At 60.8% G+C, this 17590-nt stretch carries 21 protein-coding genes; 2 read left to right on the forward strand and 19 right to left on the reverse strand.

What is annotated here, in order from left to right; all coding sequences use genetic code 11:
* Nucleotides 1-97 precede the first annotated feature (97 nt).
* Nucleotides 98-430, forward strand: a complete 333-nt coding sequence (locus G6N43_RS13775; protein WP_083155530.1) for a hypothetical protein — start codon at nt 98-100, stop codon at nt 428-430.
* A gap of 21 nt (nt 431-451) precedes the next feature.
* The gene (locus tag G6N43_RS13780) at nt 452-1204 is read left to right on the forward strand and encodes a hypothetical protein (protein WP_133056569.1); all 753 of its coding nucleotides are present in this window, start codon (nt 452-454) and stop codon (nt 1202-1204) included.
* Here the strand turns inward: G6N43_RS13780 and G6N43_RS13785 are convergent.
* The 19 genes from G6N43_RS13785 to G6N43_RS13875 form a co-directional block, all read right to left on the reverse strand.
* Entirely contained in the window at nt 1191-1718 is a 528-nt protein-coding gene (locus G6N43_RS13785) for a glycosyltransferase (RefSeq protein ID WP_163658090.1), read from the reverse strand. The genes G6N43_RS13780 and G6N43_RS13785 overlap by 14 nt on opposite strands.
* 23 nt (nt 1719-1741) lie before the next feature.
* Entirely contained in the window at nt 1742-2344 is a 603-nt protein-coding gene (locus G6N43_RS13790; protein ID WP_207569324.1) for a hypothetical protein, read from the reverse strand.
* The gene (locus tag G6N43_RS13795; protein ID WP_083155542.1) at nt 2344-3525 is read right to left on the reverse strand and encodes a phage major capsid protein; all 1182 of its coding nucleotides are present in this window, start codon (nt 3523-3525) and stop codon (nt 2344-2346) included. The genes G6N43_RS13790 and G6N43_RS13795 overlap by 1 nt, the downstream gene beginning before the upstream one ends.
* Complete coding sequence (locus G6N43_RS13800; protein ID WP_083155544.1) at nt 3522-4094, reverse strand: HK97 family phage prohead protease; 573 nt, start codon at nt 4092-4094, stop codon at nt 3522-3524. The genes G6N43_RS13795 and G6N43_RS13800 overlap by 4 nt, the downstream gene beginning before the upstream one ends.
* Nucleotides 4087-5265 (reverse strand): phage portal protein, encoded by a 1179-nt coding sequence (locus tag G6N43_RS13805; RefSeq protein WP_083155548.1) that lies wholly within the window; start codon nt 5263-5265, stop codon nt 4087-4089. The genes G6N43_RS13800 and G6N43_RS13805 overlap by 8 nt, the downstream gene beginning before the upstream one ends.
* Before the next feature lie 11 nt (nt 5266-5276).
* Entirely contained in the window at nt 5277-6596 is a 1320-nt protein-coding gene (locus tag G6N43_RS13810; protein WP_133056571.1) for a terminase TerL endonuclease subunit, read from the reverse strand.
* A 155-nt stretch (nt 6597-6751) separates the two neighbouring features.
* Nucleotides 6752-7105, reverse strand: a complete 354-nt coding sequence (locus G6N43_RS13815) for a hypothetical protein (RefSeq protein WP_083155554.1) — start codon at nt 7103-7105, stop codon at nt 6752-6754.
* A gap of 275 nt (nt 7106-7380) precedes the next feature.
* Complete coding sequence (locus G6N43_RS31050; protein ID WP_083155560.1) at nt 7381-7671, reverse strand: HNH endonuclease; 291 nt, start codon at nt 7669-7671, stop codon at nt 7381-7383.
* Nucleotides 7668-10961: a phage tail family protein gene (locus tag G6N43_RS13825; protein WP_083155562.1), complete on the reverse strand. Its 3294-nt coding sequence runs from the start codon at nt 10959-10961 to the stop codon at nt 7668-7670. Before G6N43_RS13825 ends, G6N43_RS31050 begins: the two co-directional genes overlap by 4 nt.
* A gap of 443 nt (nt 10962-11404) precedes the next feature.
* The gene (locus tag G6N43_RS13830; RefSeq protein WP_163658095.1) at nt 11405-11575 is read right to left on the reverse strand and encodes a hypothetical protein; all 171 of its coding nucleotides are present in this window, start codon (nt 11573-11575) and stop codon (nt 11405-11407) included.
* A 396-nt stretch (nt 11576-11971) separates the two neighbouring features.
* Nucleotides 11972-12517, reverse strand: coding sequence for a helix-turn-helix domain-containing protein (locus G6N43_RS13835; protein ID WP_133056572.1), 546 nt, complete (start codon nt 12515-12517; stop codon nt 11972-11974).
* Nucleotides 12504-12707 carry a hypothetical protein gene (locus G6N43_RS13840; RefSeq protein ID WP_083155565.1) on the reverse strand — a complete coding sequence of 68 codons (204 nt, stop codon included), beginning with the start codon at nt 12705-12707 and terminating at the stop codon, nt 12504-12506. The genes G6N43_RS13835 and G6N43_RS13840 overlap by 14 nt, the downstream gene beginning before the upstream one ends.
* Before the next feature lie 6 nt (nt 12708-12713).
* Nucleotides 12714-12941, reverse strand: coding sequence for a hypothetical protein (locus G6N43_RS13845; protein WP_133056573.1), 228 nt, complete (start codon nt 12939-12941; stop codon nt 12714-12716).
* Between the two features lie 53 nt (nt 12942-12994).
* Nucleotides 12995-13408, reverse strand: coding sequence for a hypothetical protein (locus G6N43_RS13850; protein WP_133056574.1), 414 nt, complete (start codon nt 13406-13408; stop codon nt 12995-12997).
* Between the two features lie 60 nt (nt 13409-13468).
* Entirely contained in the window at nt 13469-14044 is a 576-nt protein-coding gene (locus tag G6N43_RS13855) for a hypothetical protein (RefSeq protein WP_083155577.1), read from the reverse strand.
* Between the two features lie 82 nt (nt 14045-14126).
* A complete protein-coding gene (locus tag G6N43_RS13860) occupies nt 14127-15455 on the reverse strand; it encodes a DNA primase family protein (protein WP_083155581.1) in 1329 nt (442 codons plus the stop codon).
* Entirely contained in the window at nt 15452-15649 is a 198-nt protein-coding gene (locus G6N43_RS31055; RefSeq protein WP_083155584.1) for a helix-turn-helix domain-containing protein, read from the reverse strand. Before G6N43_RS31055 ends, G6N43_RS13860 begins: the two co-directional genes overlap by 4 nt.
* Before the next feature lie 255 nt (nt 15650-15904).
* Entirely contained in the window at nt 15905-17053 is a 1149-nt protein-coding gene (locus G6N43_RS13870; RefSeq protein WP_083155588.1) for a tyrosine-type recombinase/integrase, read from the reverse strand.
* A 186-nt stretch (nt 17054-17239) separates the two neighbouring features.
* On the reverse strand, nt 17240-17524 hold the full coding sequence (locus G6N43_RS13875) for a hypothetical protein (protein ID WP_133056575.1): 285 nt from the start codon (nt 17522-17524) through the stop codon (nt 17240-17242).
* Nucleotides 17525-17590: the final 66 nt, after the last annotated feature.

Genomic DNA, 17590 nt, shown 5'->3' on the forward strand with positions numbered 1-17590 from the left:
TTGCGAACGTCGTTCAACAACTCACCGCAATCCGCAAAGTGCTTGAGGACATTCGTGCGGCCATCGAATTCGGGAACTCACTTCGATAGGGGAAGGGATGACCGCTGAACCTGATGCGGGCATCGAGGCTGGGCGCAATATCGCGCGCGCGGCCGTGTTCGCCTACCAGGAGCCCGGTAAGGGAGATTGGGAAGGGGTCGACTACTCCATCCTGCGGGAAGCGGTTCTACACAACACCGCAGGGTTGGAGGCAGATGACCTGAGAAGGAGCGTGCGAGTCTTGGCCGAGCGGCTTGCGGTGACCTACCAGGCCCTCGGTGAACACCTAGCCAAGGGTTTCAACCACGCCCCGCCCGACATGCCGATTGATCGGGTGCAACTAGTGCATCAATGGAACACCGCGTGGGCGGAGCGCGACTACCGCGAGTAGCCGTCGGGATTGGAGTAACCCGTGAGTGGTGAGGTCCATCGCGTCAACTGCATGAAGCAGCGCGTCTATCTAAACCGTATGGGCACTGACGAATACGTCTACCTGGCGTGGTTCAAGCTAACGCCGTCGCACGACCTGTATTGGGGATTGCCAGCGGGCACAATTGACCACGAGTCCACGTTTGCCAACGCCGATGAATCGGGTGGACGCACCGTCACGCTCAAAGCCCCTGACGACTGGGACACGCTGCCTCGGGTCAACATCAAGCACTCGTATCACCGATCAGGGCAGCGGCACGCGACCGCTGGGGGGTCCGGTCGTGCCACCATTCGGGACAGTCGGCACACCCCCCTTAACAAGATTACCGAGCCGACACTCATTTGCGCCGTGATCACTGGGGTTGCCGCAGAGGAAAAGAAGTACCGTCAGAACCTCAACCGCGATAACTGTCGTGCGGTGATCCTAGAGTTGAACGACGATCAATGGTTTAACAGTCGACTCTACATCGAGTTCTTGATCACACCATCTGGACAGCGCATCCGCTTCCCGAAGATGTGGATCGATGTCAGTCCCCGCTTCTACGAAAAACAACCGGCCGTAAGCAGTTTCAGCCGGGAGCTAGACCGGCTATTGGCAATTCGGCATGTAGTGATGCCGCTGCCGCAGGATCGCGAGCCAACAGGGAGACTTGCTGGGTTCGTGCTAATTCCAAATATCGAAGTCACTGCGACAGCGCAGCGACAGGCGCAAGAGGCAAAGATCAAACCTGCGTGAGTGTCACGGCATCCGAATATCGGTAGTGGTAAAGCACTCTCCCGAGACAGTGTTCGCTTCTCAGCAGTGGACGTAATCGCTTGGCGTAGTCGGCGTCCTCGCCGACTCCCACATCGGGAAAGCCGGTTTGTAACGCCAACTCACGCCGAACACACATCAGATGGTTGGGCAGTCGTTCCCACAGTCCATCAAGGTTGCTGCTCTCGGGGTAGTCCTTGGAATACCGCGCGAGGAAGGGCTTCCCGCCGTTCAGCGTGACCTCTACGTCGAATGTCACCACGTCCACGCCGTGCATGATCCCGCCGAGCAGGCTCTCAACGTAGTCCTCGGTAACAGTGTCGTCGTCGTCCACGAACGCCACGTAGTCACCCTGTGCCATGGCGAGCATGTCGTTGCGTTTGCGGCCGATGCTTCGGCGTTGGTTGTCGCACAGTGCAAGTATTTCGACGTTGGTCGGGGCCTGCTGCCACAAACTCGACAGCAGGTCCCGCGCCAACTCTGAGCGTTGCGGCACAGTCGGGACGAGAACCGACAGGGTTACGCTGCTGCCCATAGCCGTCGATAACCCGAAAGGCTCAGGGCTACATCGGAATCAAGCTCTTGGCCGGCGTTTGCGGCCCAGCCGTATTCGACATCATCCACGTGCTGTTTGGTCAGCATGCCGCCGACGTTCTCGCGGCGGTCGTAGAACCGTGCCCCCTGAATCAACGTGGCTTGTTTGATCGCGTTCGGCACAGCTGTCCAGCCGTACTTGGCGGTCACTTTGACGCCGTGCGGTGTTCCGTTGGGCTGCACCGCAGATGACGGGGAGACCTCTATACGGGTCCACGGCCGTCCAGTGGGGGCGGCGTTGATCGGGGTCAGCTTGTACTCTGTGATGTCGTCGCCGTTCTCCAGTTCGACCACCAGACCTGTGATTGTCATCAGGTCGTCAATCGTGATGAGCCACCGATCCCGATACCATTCGGCTGTGTACCAACGAGCTTCGGGGCTACTCACTAGGCCAAACTGACGGTTGCACGCCTTGTCGATTGCGCGGCTTGCTGATTCGCAGGCCAAGGCCAGCTCGGTGCCCTCGTTTGGGACACCGAGCCAACCGGCCAAGTCAGCAGCCGCGCAGTAAGCGGGCTGCCACGCCATTAGGAAGCGGGCGCCTGCAGGACGCGGAACGCTGCGGTGTTCTGCACCGTGGCATCGGCGCGCACATGCAGGGTGAACTCAACCGCGCCATCGTTGGCGGCGGTGTAGGGGTTCGCGATCAGTTCAGCACCGCGAACACGGCGAATAACCATGCCTTCCATGACATTCCCGAACACTCCCCATTTCACTGAGCCCGTCGCGGCGTAATTCGCAATGGCGTTGTCCACCACCACGGGATAGCCCAGCAGGGTGCGGTTGGTGCGCGCCACGGCGATGCCGTCGTTGTGAGCATTCAGCAGTGGACGGTCGTCCAAGTCCTTGAGCTTCTCAATGGCGGCAAGGGTGGTATCGGAGATGATCCACACCGCGCCCTGGCGATAGGCGGCGTCCACCGAATGTGAGGCGTCCACCAACTTGTCGTAGGTCAGCGTGGTGTTCGTCAGCGCCGTGCCGCCGGTGATGATGCCCAACGGTGCCGTGGTGCCTACGCCAGTGGCGAACTCCGCAGCCAACTTACGCTCGATGCGCTCACCCAACTTGCGGGCGATCAACGCCTGAATATCAATGGCGCTGTCCTGCAACAGTTCGCGCGACACCCGCAACGGGTTGTTGCTCGCGCCGGGGGCGACGAAACGATACGCACCGAGGGTGACCTCGCCAAAGACAAGGTCAGCGCCACCACTGTTTGGAGCGGTGAGTTCGTCAACCTGCACACCGGTGTTGGCGGTGTCGTTGAGCGTCGGGTAGCGGATCGGCTCACCTGTCTCGGTTTCCAAAACCTCTGCCACGGACTGAATGCCGCCGAACGTCTTGCGAACGTCGATGAGTTTGTTCAGGAACGTCTCGGGGACCGTATAGCCGCCAGCCGATGGGGTGCCGACGCTCTGGGCGCGGAGCTCTTGCAGGTCGGCGTTCTCTTTTCCGGTGCGAACGTAATGATCAAACGCGCGCTCTAGCGTGTCGTCGGACTTGGCCGGGGCGACGTGCACCGCAGCCTGAATAGTGCCGTTGGGGGCCTCGTAGGCGGCCTGGCGCTTGCGGATTTCCTCCGAACGCTGAGTAGCCTTCAATTCGGCTTCCAGTGCCTCGTACCGCTGGGCCTCTTCATCGGTGAAGTTGCGACCCTCGGCGCTGTCCACAAGGGTCCGCTGTTCGGTCAACAGTTCTTCAATAGTCTTCAATCAATTGCCTTTCGCGAAAGGGCGACCCTGGCGCGTGCCAGAATCTGTTGGGTACGACCGTCGATCGATTCGGTCGCGGGCTTACTGCGTAGGGACACCGAAGTGCCCTGATACGCGGGATAGGTCACAACGGAGACATCCAATAGGCGTTCCACTGCGATATGGGTACGAAGGTCTCTGCCCTCATGGGTTGACCATTCCTGTTCGCCCGCAATAAATCCGAACGAACAGCCAGTGATCAGGCCGGCTTCGACCAGAGCGCGGACCTCCACAGCGGCGGGAATGTCGTCGTTAAGGTCCATCTCGAATTGCAGTCCGTGCGAATCGGTAGACAGACGCAGGCTGTTGTTGGTCGTACGGGCCAGCAGCTTGTCTGGGTTGTGGTTGAACAGGCCGCGCACGTCTAGCTCTGGCGAGGCCAGCACCGAACGGAATGCCGTTGGCGCCAGCGACTCAAAGTAGTAGCCGCCAATATTGGCCCGCTGTCCATACACGGCGGCATACCCGCCGAGCTTGTTGCCGGTGATCGTGGATTCCAGACCCACGAACCGGCGTTCGATGTTAGACATTGGCGGGTTCCTGTTCTTGTGGTTGCGTCTTCGGCAGCGGGGCGCGGTTCAAGATGGCGCGTGCTTCGTCCACGGTGAGGATCGCCTGCTTGCCGGTCTGCTCAATAAGCAGACGAATCTCGGTCTCGGGATCGGGAGAGATCAGCGAGCGGAAATCAAATTCCGCCTTACGGTTTGGACCAAGTAGGCGCGTCAGTCGTGCCTCGATGCGTCTGGTCCACGGCTCTAGCGTGTATTTGGCGTAGCCTCGGTTCTGCTCGGAAAGCCCTGCGCCGAAGCTCGTTTGCTTCTCGGTCTGCCCTAACAGGTGGGGCGGGATACCAAACCATCGGGACACTTCGTCCACGCTGAAAGCGCGGCTTTCCAGAAACTGTGCCGCCTCGGGATCAATCGACCACGGCGTGACCTTCAGCTTGCGATTGATCACGGTGATTTCGCCCGCGTGCCCTTCGCCCGCCGCTTTACGGGACAGGGCGTCTTTGACCTCTGCTGACTCGTCCTCGGTCAGCGTGTCCTCTGGGGTGACGATGGCCGACGACAACAGGCCGTTGGCGAACAGCCGTGTGGCGCTGCGTTCTTGCGCGATGGCAGCGCCAAGGGAGTTCTTCGCGATGGCCAGCGGTGAAACGCCTACAACGCCGTCGAGCGAGATGCCGGGAATGTGGACGATGTCGCGGTCGGTGAGTTCGCGCGACTGCCCAGTGTCGAGTTGGACGCGGTACAGCTTGCGGCCGTTCTTCACTTCCACGCCGACGCTTTGCGGGGGAATCGGTTGTAGGCCGAGCAGTTGCCCAGCGGCGCCAACGATTTTCAGAAAATAGGCGTTCCCCCAAAGCAGCAGCGACACCATCAGGTATTCGACCCACTCGAAGCCGGTAACCCCGTCAGGGCCAGCCGGATCGTCTAACCACGACGTGGTGCGCTGGGTGATGCCGTTGGCGTCGGTCACCACAGTCCGTAGCGGTAGTGAGGCTATCGAGCCGCTGATCAGTGAGACGCAGCGGTAGACGGCTGATAACCCCATCGCGGTGCGGTCGTTGACGCTGACGCCCGACAGTGAAGGCGCACCGCCAAAGAGGGTGACCAACTGCGGGTCAGCAATCGACCAATTCCGTGTTTCAGGTTCGGAGGGTGGTGGATCGCGTCTAAACGCGCGTGTAAGGAAACTCAAGTAGTTATCTCCTAGAGACAGACAAGTTTGGGCAGAGCCCGCGCATGCTGGGCGCGGTCGTGGCAGAGGGCTAATGCGATAGCGGCGTCAATGTGCCCGCGACTCTTTGATTTGGTAAGCCGGAAACCCTTGTCGGTGAAGACGGGCATGGCGTTGAGAATGTGGCGCTCGTAATCGGTTGCACCGTCGTGGGACAACTCCCCGCGCATAATCGCCTCATACAAAGCTCCGCACGCCGGAACCATCCGCTCTGGTGTCTGCGGCAGCTGAACCATCGGCAGACCTTCATCGGCGAGGTCGGTTGCCTGCACATCGAAGTAGGCCGGGTCGTAAGCAACCGCCACCACGTTGTAAGTGCGGTGTAGCCCGCGCAGATGGGCCATGATGGCGGTCACGTCTATTGCCTGATCGGGTGAGGGTTTCCAGATTTTGGCCGTGGTGTGCAGGGTGCCGTCTGGAGTGCGCTGACCGATGACCACCGCGCTGCAATCCCGCTTGAGACCAACATCAACACCGACCCACGTATCGGCACCGTCGAGCATTCGGTAATCGCTCTTGAGAGCGCGCCAAACCTTGCGGCCGTCTACACCGAGCCAACACTCGGTGCCCTCAACAAACTGCGCTAACCTGTATGTCCTGAAGTAACTTTCAGGCATCATCTTGTAGTCGTCGCGTACTGCTTCGATGTCTAGGTAGCCCTCGCGGATAGCAGGGTTTGCGTCAATCCACACTTGTTCGTTGTGGTGGTCGGCACCCTCTGGCGCTGAGAACTCGGTAAGGACAAACCCTCTGGGAGTATCGCCGTCGAGGTACCTTTCACGCAGATACCACAGGGCCGACTTCTCCGACTGCTCGAAACCCGGCGTCGAGATACCCACCACGCAACTGACCGCACGCTTACCAGAAGCCATCACCGCCGCAGCCCAAGACGAGAAGGGTTGTTCGGCTAGTTCATCGACGACAAACAGCGTGGGGTCCTTACCCTGCAACGCCCCGAAGTCATTGGCTACTGGCCGACACTCGGCGTCGTTGTAACCCACGACCACCTTGGCGCTAGACACCGCAGTCTTGACGATGGACCGGCGAGACAACTCAGGTTCGGCGGCAATCATCTTGACCAACACGTCATAGACGGAGTCACACGCTTGCTGCACCGTCGTTGCCATGATGTACACCAAGGGCTGACCAGTTGGGTGCCGGTCAAACGTTGCCCAGCAGGCGAATGCGGCGAGCAAGGTAGATTTGCCGGTACCGCGAGGCGCGATCATCACCGACTGGCGCACACCAGGCGCGAGCGTGTCGCGTATCCATTGCTTTTGGAACTCGGCCAACTTGAGCGGCTTACCGTGGCCGGTGCCCTTCGGGCTTCTGCAATATTGCGAGATAAATCGAATGCAGCGCTCGGCGGGGTCGCTTATCCGCCAGCGGTACCACGGCGGTTCGGTGGTGTCTTCAAACCTGACTCGGGCGTTACCGCCAACGGCCACTAGAGGTCGGCCCCATTCCAGACGGCAGCGGCCTTACGGAACATGGCGAACTCAGGGGTGCCGCCGTTGTCGTCGGACTCCGACCGGCCGTATTCCAAGGTGTTGATCTTGGCCGGGTCGTCGTCGCTGTAGACCTCACCAATCTTTATGCGGCGGGTGCTCAGCCGCTTGTACGGCGAACGGCGGGCCTTGACTTCGATGCTGGCCTTGGCGGTGCCCGTGTCGACAGGCACGAGCGCGGTAACGGTGTCGGCTACCTTGTCGGGGATCGCTTCAAGCTGACGCCGAAGCTCGGCGTCCTCCGCTATCGCGGACAAGATCGCGTCTTCGATTTCATCGCGACTAGATGTCATGGAATAGCCCTTCAGAGGGGTTCGGCTGCATTTGCGACCTGCGGTTTTGCGGCTTAAAACCGTTCGCTGAGAGCGCGTTTATGCAGGTAGGAGTGCATAAATATGTGCTTGGCTATAAATGAAAAGGGCGGGCCGGGCGTCGAGCAGGGCGAATAGCTGCAGACTTTTTACACCTTTGACCTGCGGCTATGCACTGCGATATCGCATCATGCCGACTGACCAGCGACGATGGCCGATCAGTCGGAGTGAATGACTATGCGTAAAGATGCATGCCACTACAGGCGGTCGCGTTTGCTGGAGTTGCACGCGATGCAGGCCGGTACGAGGTTGGCCCGCTCGTGCCCGCCGCCCTTGGCAAGTGGCGTCACGTGATGCCAAGACGTGGCCGGTGCGCCGTCGCACTTGATGCGCAGAGTGCACGCCCTGCCGCGTGGCGAGGGTAGTGACCGCCACGCGGCACTGTCGTAGGTCGCCCGCCGTCGTGCCCGATGGCAACCCCGGCAGCGAGAACCACCGGGGCTAGCCATGTTCGGACAGCCCGCCGTCAAACAGGGTCGCCGGATCATCGCATCCCCGCCTGATAAGTCGCCGCCAGCAGGTCGTTGGCGGTGTGTTGTACGCCTTGCCGGTCGGGACTCTGAATGAACTGGTCGATGTAGACGCCAGCTGGTCGTCCCTGCCGTGCGTGCACCGCGTCCATGCCCTGCTGCGCAGCCTGCTGCTGCTTGCCCTGCTCGGTCGCCTTGTCGGCTCCTCCAGCGGTGCTCGGCAATTGCGGTGTCGCAGAAGCGATAGAGCCTGCCAGACGTCCTAGCCACGAGTCGCCGATCGATGCTCCAGGCCCACCGTCAGGATCGCTGACGCTCCAAAAGTCCTGTGCGCCAGCGACCAGGTTCCCGACCTGTTCACCACCAAAGGCGATGGTTCTAGAGATGAGTTGCGAGGCAATTTGGGCAGCCGCACCCGCGCCGGGGAATGCCGACGCGGCAGCCGTTGCCGCCATACCCGCCAATCCGCCACCGCCACCAGACTTTGATCCTGGGGACCAGCCCTGCGGAGCTTGTGGCTGGACCGTGGGTTGGTATCCCGCAGCGCCGCCGATACCAGGGCCAGATGCGCCGAGGATAGGCGATTCGCCAGCGCCGCCAACGATATTGGGCAGTGCGCCGGGACCACTTGGCCAGGTGGACGCACCACCGTATCCGGTTGGCAGCGACCAATGTTCGACGAATTGTGGATCTAGCGCACCGGCTGCGCTGCCGCCATAGCGCGGCCCACCTCCGCTACCGCCTGACTCGAAATTAACGCCGTTGGGCAGCGTCGCTGCCATGTGCGCCGGGTTGATCCCGATGTTCAGGTTGCCGGGGACGTAGCCGGGTGTCGCGCCCATGCTTTGCAGCACTTGGCCCGCGTTGTGAGTGGTGAACAGCCTTCCCGCTGTTGTCGTGCCCGTGGTGAGCATCTCGACAAGATCAGAGACAGCGCCGGAGCAATCAGCGAGGCCGTTGACAAGATCAGAGGCGGGGGCGTATCGGCCACCGTCTGACTGCATGGCAAGGTTCATCATGGCAATGGCGTTGGGGTTGGCGGCAGATGCGTACGTACCTTGAGGGGTCGCACCAGTAAACCCGCCCTGTGCCTGTGTCGCGGCGATGGCCTGCGGAGTCCAGCGCGGGCCGAATGCGCCCTGGGCGGCGAGGATTCCGACAATGCCGGAACCCTCATTGGGGTTGGCCGCGATCTGTCGTTGTAATTGTGCTTGTAGCGGTGCGGTAGCGATTGCGCCGAGGAACCTGACCAAGTTGTCGGCCAAGCCGGCCAAACCCTTTGAGAGCCCCAGATCCGCGTCGAGGCCTGCGCCCAGAGCTTCCAAACCGCCTGTGAGATCGGCGATTTGGTTGGTAGCTTTCTCGGTCGCGGCGGCCTTAGCCTCCTGCAGCCGCAGCTCAGCCTCATGCTCTTCACGTTCGGCTCGCGCCAAATCGTTACGTGCGTCTTGGATTTGATTGGCCGTCGCAAGGTTGTCGGCAAGTAGCGCGTTAAGGTCAGCCTCCTCTTGCGCACGGCGGTGGCTCGCATCGAGCAGAGAGCCAGCAGCATTGTATAGAGACGATGTGACCGGATACCCTTGCAATAGAGACATGGGATCGCGGGCGTCGTACGGAAGCACCGGCAGATCGTCTGCGGCAGAACCACCGCCGCCACCACCGCCACCGCTGAAGCTCGACATGGTGTTGCCCGGCAGGCGAGGCGACGACCACGACTGTGTCGGATTGAAGGCGGAGCCGATACCGTTGGGCAGTCCCGGCATGGGCACGGGCGTCACTGCGGCCGGTGCACGGCTTGTCCGGTTGATCGCCGCCGAACCGCCCGCGATGCCGCCTAGGGTCACGCTCTGACCCCCAGACAAGTTCAGCGGGTCGACGCCGGTGAATACCGGGATATTGATACCCGCGATCGACGCCAGGGAGCGTATCGGGTCGAGCGCGCCACTGATCGCCGTACCCATGCGGTTCACAACCGAGATGACCGAATTCGCAACGGTTTCGACAATTCCCGCGACAGCGGTGAATCCTGTACCGAGCAGATCGACGGCGGTACCGACAGCCTTGACGGACACCTCCCACGTCTTAAACAGCGGGCTAAGGGCAGCCGTGCCGGTCGCTATCGGTGGCAGGATCTCGGCGACGACGTGCATGGTGTCTGCGATCAAGGGCATCACCCGCTCCCCAATTTCGGCCATGGCGAGGAAGCTCTTGGCGGCGTCCAGTGCCAGCGGTCCCATCTGCTTGAGAATGTCGAGGCCCGTTGCCATCCACTCTTTAAGCTGGCCGGATTGGCTTGCTTCAGTGATGAATTGGGAGAACGCCTTTGCCGCTTCGGTGGCACCCTGCGCCATCTGCGGAAGGAACTGCGACCCCACCGAAACGATGTCGGTGATTGCCTTCGTGAACGGTGCGGCAGCGGGCGCAAGCTGCTCGAAAGCACGAGTCATGTTCGCGACGATGCTGTTCAACGCCGACGCCGTATCAGGCTGCATCAGTTGGTTTGTGGCCGCCTCGAACATCTCATTGAAGCTCGAAGCGATGCCGGTGGTCGCCTGCTGAATCGTTGGGAGAAGGGCATTTACAGTCTTCGTCAGCTGCGGGCCGACGCCCGCGAAGAGTGCGTCTTGCGTCGCGTTCTTCAGTCCCGTGAAGGCTGACAGAAGGCCCTTGATGGACAACGCCGCCTGCTGTGCCTGTGGCGACATTTGCCGTAACGCTTCGGCGAACTTCTCAGGATCGTTTAGGTTTTCGAGCGCATCGCTGAATCCGACGGTCGCGAGCTTTAAGGTGCCGAACGCTGCTCCCGCAGAGCCGAGAACAGCGGGAAGTACTCCAATCGCACCGGAGGCAGCGGCGGCCACGCCGACGAGTTGACCGATACCGGCGACGAGAGCACCGATGGCGAGGGGACTGGCCGCGCGGGTGAACGCGCCCCCCATCTCGCTCACGCTCGTCGTGAGGCTTGATGCGGCACGTGACGCGGTGTTGGAATCCCGGCCGAGGCCGTCGTAGGCAGCGTGGAGTTTTCGTGTTGCACGGTCGTGTTGCTCGTACGCCCTGGTGACCCGGTTTGACGCCTCGGCAACCTTGTCAAAATCATTGCCGCGCATCGCATCGGCGAGCTTGTCCTGCTCGATCCGCAGTTTCTCGGCGGCACCCTGGACGCCAATGAGCGCGGCCTGCACCCGTGGCGCTGAACGCTGGATACCCCTGCCGAACTGGTCGCCGAACGAGCGCCCAGCATCCTGTCCCGCGTTCTGCGCCCAGCGATTGACATCAGTCGTGGCGCGGTCCAGGTCGCGACGCACTACGCGCGCGCGTACGTCGATGCTTACGGAAGCCACAGTGAATCAACTACTTTCGTGAAATGGGAAGTTATTGACGACGCCGCCCGCCCGTTCCGCGTGCGCCTCACAGGGCAGCAACAAGCGGTCCGAAGACTTCGAGCGGGCGGCGTCGGTGAGGCGGGGAAAGGTAGTTTTCGCCTCACCAACTCACGGGCGGAAGGAGCCTCGTGAGCAGGTTTGGTGACGAGCCGCTGCAGCCTGGTGCGGCTCGTCGTCCGCGTGAAGCCCCCATGGGGGGCAGCACGTTCACGCGGACTGGTCCGCCCCGAAAAGGCGGAGGCATGGAGACCCCCTGGGGCTGCGGACGGACGTTAGGGGATTTTCGTTAGTAATCTGAGCGATGAAGGACGCGCCTAGGGGTATTGACCCTCGGAGCGCGAAAACTTGGCTCTGTGTTCTTTCGATTAGAGCCTTTCGGCGGCATCCACTAGAGCGTCGGCCACCGCCAGGGCGTCGGCGACTCCGAAAACGAGGTGTACCTCGCGGGTGCCAAGTTGACGACTAAGGCGGATGAGGCCGGTGCCGGTCGGCTCGATTTCGTACGGTTCGCCAACCGTCGCGTGGATCGTCGTCACGGCTTACCCCCCATGGGGTATCGCTGGATCGTCGGTCGGCCGGTGATCGCGGCGGCGAGGTCTAGAGCCTCGGCGTCCGTCAACATGTGAGCTTTGCCATCAATCAGCAACAACCACTTATCGCCACTGCGGGTCGCGGTTAATTGGCGGCCGAATTGCGAATTTCGCAATTGTTCCCCTTTCGCGCGCTTTTCTCGCGCGCGTACGTATTAGAAATATCTGATAAAAGAAATTCGTCGAACAGTTATCAATACCAACCCGCCACCTTGCCAACGCGACGCACACGACGCCGAAGACGGAATCCCACCCGCGCCACGCGGCGCGCTCGCTGGCGCTCACACACACTCGACGCCTGGCCTACGGCTGCGCGCGCAAGCGCGCGGGCCAACCACTGGGTCAAGGCTTCACCACAGGTGTCCAAGGGTTGTTCGGACAATCGTCGGTATGACTCTCTTCTGGAAGGCAATGGCACTTGGGACACCCTTGGTGGGATGACTCAATCTCACAATCGAGGTGAACAACCGACTGCTCTTCGGCGTCGTTGGTCCCTTCATTTTCATACTTAAGGTATTCGTCCGAACTGTGGTTCGGAGTATGACCGAACTGTGGTTCGGAGGTGACCGAACTGTGGTTCGGAGGTGTGGCTCGTTCGATTTTGTCCGAACTGTGGTTCGGAGGTTGTATGACCAGAATCCTCGTCGAGTTGCCCTTACCCTTGGCGATGATGCCCAGTTCGGTAAGGTCTCGTAGCGCCATTTCCACCGCGCGAGTGGTAACGGCGCAGTGGCGCGCCAACGTGGCAATGGACGGCCACACTGCTGGCTTGCCGATCTTTGCGTGCTCTGCCAACTCGACGGCCACTCGGTATTGAGTGCCGGTCAGTTTCATTCCGCGCAGTGATTGGCGGAACTTCCACGGGGTGAATTTGTCAGTTGTTGCCATTCGTCGTCGTCTTCTCTGACCCACGTGGGTCGCTCTGGCCGGTAATCGTGTAAATGGCGTCCAACACCGCAGAAAGCTCGTCGGGGGCGAGCATGATATGGCTTTTTCCTTGATGAATGGTCACGCCATTGTCTCGCCGCAGGGCTACGTAGGTTGGCGCTCCCTGGTCGGAATTGATTTTGATACTCATAATTCGTTATTCGCCATTCCCTAATATGGCCGCCTCAATTGCTGCCAATCGCTCCCTGGCCTCCGCGTATGTCGGCCGCTCGACGCCTTCCAAGCGTAAATAACACCCGGCGAGAGCCAGTTTGTATTGTTCGCCGTCCATTCGGCCGCTCCAAAACATTCGCGTTGCGATCTCGATGCGCCGATGAATTTCGGCAATATATTCAGCCGGGGGAGAATCGACGTCCACTTTCACGGTCTTCTCCCGCGATATTCGCTGCGATTCGCGAAACCGCCTTCCGCGCTGGGTCATGCGGCGGCCGACCTGAATAGGCTGATGAGCTGGTCGGCGAGCGCCGTATTTCCGGCAGTTTCCTCGCGCATTGCGGCAATGAGGCACATTTTCCGGAATCCCTTCGGGTCATTTTCACGAAAGCGCCGAATTGCATCAACATCGGCGCCGGCAAAAATGGCCAATGCACCATTCAATCGTTCCGGCGCGATAGTCTCGGCCCACTGCTGGGCTGCCGCGATTTCATCAGCCAGACGTTCGACGTCGTCGTAATTCACTCCGCGTGATTCCAGCAGGCGGAGCAATTGGATCGCCTTGCGCCTTTTCGCGCGATACCGGCGACCATAATCGCGATCACATTCCCGGCAATCGCCATCCGGCAACAAATCAAGCGGGCCTCGAATAACGTGGCCATTGCGGCATTCGTTCAATTGATGTTCTCCAAATTTTGGGTCTGGGCACAGATAGTTCTGGCAAAAAAATAGTGGGGTTCAGATGGGCGGAACGATCGCGAAGGCTTTCGTTTCCGGCCTATCGTTTATCCCCAAGAGCGGAATAAACTCATCGGTCGGACCCCAGTCGTCATCGTCGCCGACATGGCGACGTGAGCGCTCTCGCTCCCGGCATGGGGATTCGACGTATGCGGTGGGGATCGTTGTGCGCTGGAGGGGATCGCGCATCGCCCATTCCACGTGCCTGAGGGAATGCAATTTCTCGGCGGCCGCGTCGGCTGCATACTTCAGATTGTTGCGTGCACAATTATTGCCGTCGAGGTGCACCACCGCGAAGCGCGGTCCGCCCCCTTTGATGGGCCCGGCGAATATGTCGTCGCCAAACTGGTCGACACCGACTCGCTTGCGAGTACCACACCATTGGCAATCACTACGTGGCGGCTTCCCCAACCATTCCAACGCCAGTATGTCAGCGCGAGAATAGACGCTGAATAATCGGTGCGAATCGGGTAGAATATTGCGCCATATGTCGGCGATCCGGCCGTCCTCGGCCCAGCGGTAGAGTAAAAGATTAACCCGCTCGAAAGGATGCCAAATCTGTGGACGGCCTACCATTCCGTTTCCATTTCAATTATATCAAGAGCAAGCGTCAGGAATACGCGTAATAGGGACGCCACTCGGTATATAATGCCGATCTTCACCCCGTCACCCCGTCAACGGCGTCAACCCCGACATAGACACTGCAGCGCTTCCCGCTCACTCGGCGTTGCGTCTTTTGCACGTGGGGCCACTGGCTTTTGAGTTCAGATCCGAACGCGCTGGTGTCGCCGGATGGAAAACCACGAGCTTTCGCCCACCCCTGCCAGCGGGCGAAAAGTGCCTGCGTGGGAATGGAGCCCGTCTTCTCACAGCACTCGCTGAGAAATTGCCCCACGGCGCTGGCGTCTGATTCGGCAGTGGCGGCGACCTCACTAGAGGACCGTGGCGTCGTCCAGCCGCACGCCTCTAGTGAGCGCCAGCCTTCCATCGCCCAGTTCAGAATGCCGGGTAGCTCTGTCGCCAGCCGCGCCGATAGGTCGATGTCCTCACTGCCGTAAAAAGACTTGGCAAACACCAGGTACAGGAACCGAGTCGGCAGCACGCCAGACACGTCACGAAATATAGGTGGCGCGTTTGTAGCGGCCATGATTCGGCACCGTAACCGCACGTCTAACGGCTCGTTCCCCATTCCTTTGAGCTGGACGTTGATCAGATCCTCGCCGGTGATCGAGAGCAGGGTTTCAACGGCAGCGGCGCGCAATCGGCCGTCGATGCGAAGATCCCCGATGATCGCTAATGACTTTCCTAACAGGGTTTGAGTTCCAAACCATGACGTCAGGTTAGACATCCTGATGGCGCCCGTATTCTCTTGTCCTAGAAGGGACTCGGCAATCCGCATAATCGTCCCCTTGCCGGATCGCTTGGGGCCGATCATCAACAGCGCCTTTTGGTGCGCAGTAGATCCGGACACGAGGTAGCCGAACCATTCCTGCAGCAGCGCAACGGCTTCCGAGTCATCGGGCCAGATCGACTCTAGAAATCGGTCCCACTCCGGACATTCAGCGTCTGGGTCGAATCGGTAGGGCAAGTAATTGGTGACGAACAGATCCGGCGTCGATGCGGTCAGCGTATCCGTCGCCACGTCGTAGAGACCATTCTCCAGCGCCAGCAAATGGCGGTCAGGATCGGGGATGTCGTCGAGCTTGATCGCATCAATCACGTTGGAAAGTTTGGCGCGATTCGGCTTCCACTTAACCCCTCCGGTGATGCTCTCGTCGGCCAGCAGGCCGCCCAGATAGTTACGCAGCTGCTTCTGTGTCCGACGCTCGTAGGCGCGGTCCGTCCATTGGTAGTAGGTGCCGTCGCGCTCCGTCCATCCCTTCAGCAGGCCGTCCTGCCGTAACCGTGCCGCGGTCGGGTATGGGTCGTCGGGGTAGGGGCTGACGGGGTTGACGGGGTTGACGGGGAGACGGAGGACGTCGTTCATGCCGCCCCCACCAGTGCGAGGACAGAGGCTCGACTAAGTCGGATGGCACGCTTGCCGATGCGCGAAGCCTCCAGCTTCCCTTCCGTGATGAGCCGACGCACATGCGTGGGTGAGCAATTCAAGTATTCAGCGGTCTGGTTGACCGTCGGCCGTACGGGTAGCGCAGGTTCCATTGGTGGCTCCTTTCCGAGCATGCTAGATACGACCCCGACCCTGTATCGGAGTCACTTTGTTCGTGGCCTGCCAACCGCGAACAACATCTAGACGCGCTATGCCGGAAAGAGAAAAGAGCCTGCAGGGCGTCAGTTGTGAGCTTGGTTGCTCACAAGCCGACTATACCTAACCAATGGGGCCATGTCAGCCACATCAAACGAGATCCCTTGCAGGCGTGTATGTTTCGGCGCCTACATCGCGATACGCGACCTGCGGAAATGCGCGAGACTTGTGACCTAAATCTCAGCAAGCTTCGACAGGGCGTCGGCCACCTCGGCATCCCGACCGTCCGCGATGCTCTGATAGATCAGGGACGCCTCGACAGTTTTGTGCCCCAGTCGGCCCATCGTTTCGACCAGGTTCCCGACCCGAGCCGTCGCCGTGCCAGCGAAGTGCCGCAGGTCGTGAATCGTGGGGCGCGGCTTGTCTTTTCCGTCGCGGCCGATCTTGGCGAGAGCCGGATCAAAATACGTTTCGCGAAACACTTTGTCGCGCAAGTGACAACCGCCCCGCGCGGGGGGGAACAGCAGCGCGTCGGGATCATCGTCAACGTGATCCTTAAGGTGACGCTTCAGGACTGGGCGCACATGCGGCGGCACAACCACCTTGCGACCCTCGCCCGATTTGGGCGTGTCGATCACGCAAGCCTTGTCGCGATGAATGACGGCGCGGGTGATAGTGATTTCGGAGCAATCCCTGGCGACATCACGGCGGCGAAGCTCGGTGCTTTCGCCCCAGCGCGGTCCGCACCACGCCGCGAGCAAGACCCATGCTTTGAACCGCTCCGGCTCGATGGCATCGGCCAGCGCTGAGACCTCGGCTACGTCCAGGATTACCGGCTCGCGCTTTCGCGCGGCCTTGGCCGCACCCTTGATCGTCGCCGGGTTGACCGGAATGAGTTCGTCGGCCACGGCACTGGCCAACATGGAGTGCAGCAAGCCGTAGCAGTGCGCCCGCATGGTCGGCTTCCCGACGAGCGTTCGGCCGTGCCAATCGCGTACCGCCGCCGGGGTGATGTCCCGTAACGCGAGCTTGCCCAATGAATCCTTGATGTGTTCATTGAAAAGGTGCCGGTAGTGGGACGTGGTGCGCGGCTTCAACGGCCTGCCGCCTTTGGTCCTGCTCTCGATCCACGTCGGCCCGTACTCGGCGAGGGTGACGCCCCGCGCGCGCTTTTCCGCCTCTCGCTGTGCCGGGGGAGTCCACTGCTCGCGCTCGACGCTCCAGCGCTCATCGGCAAGCCACTTCTCAGCGTCGGTTTTGCGCTCGTAGGTTCTGGGGGCGCGGTGGCGTACGAGGTCGGGGCCGACATACGACGCCTGGTAGCGACCAGATGGCAGGCGGCGAATGAAGCCCCACCCTCGCCGTCCCCGCTTACCCGCCATTCCAGCCCACCTATTTCGTGCTATCTGTGTGACCATCCGCGTGCTATCTGCGCGCTCTTGTGGCCATTGCTGCATCTAGCGTACAGTCAGCGTCGTAGCAGGTAAAGGCTAGAAAACTAGTCAGTGCCAGCGATGGGAGATTTGCCTAGGAGGCTAATTCGAGTCCAGCCGGGGGAGCAAGAATCTCTAGTGGTGGACCTTCGTCCACGGTGAGACCGCGAATGCGGCGCTGGTGCCCGGCCATGAGCCGTCTGAGCCGATGTCGGCCATGCTCGTCTTGCTGGTGTCATCGGTATCACCACAACCGGCGTTGCCGGCAGTGCCGTTCGAGAAGGGTTGATGTGCCGACCCGCTCGGTACCTGACCCCAGCAGTTCGGTGCGGCCGCAGCCACGCCCGCAAAGCCGACCGAGCTCAGCGCGAAGAGCCCGGCGACAAGGGCCCTTGTTGCCCACGGAATAGCCCTGACCATGTTTTTTCGCCTCTCCTGGGAGCAATTTAGGGGCAATTTTTCAGGGCGTCAGCCAGTGTTACAACC

The organism is Mycolicibacterium moriokaense (genome assembly GCF_010726085.1).
GTDB lineage: Bacteria > Actinomycetota > Actinomycetes > Mycobacteriales > Mycobacteriaceae > Mycobacterium > Mycobacterium moriokaense.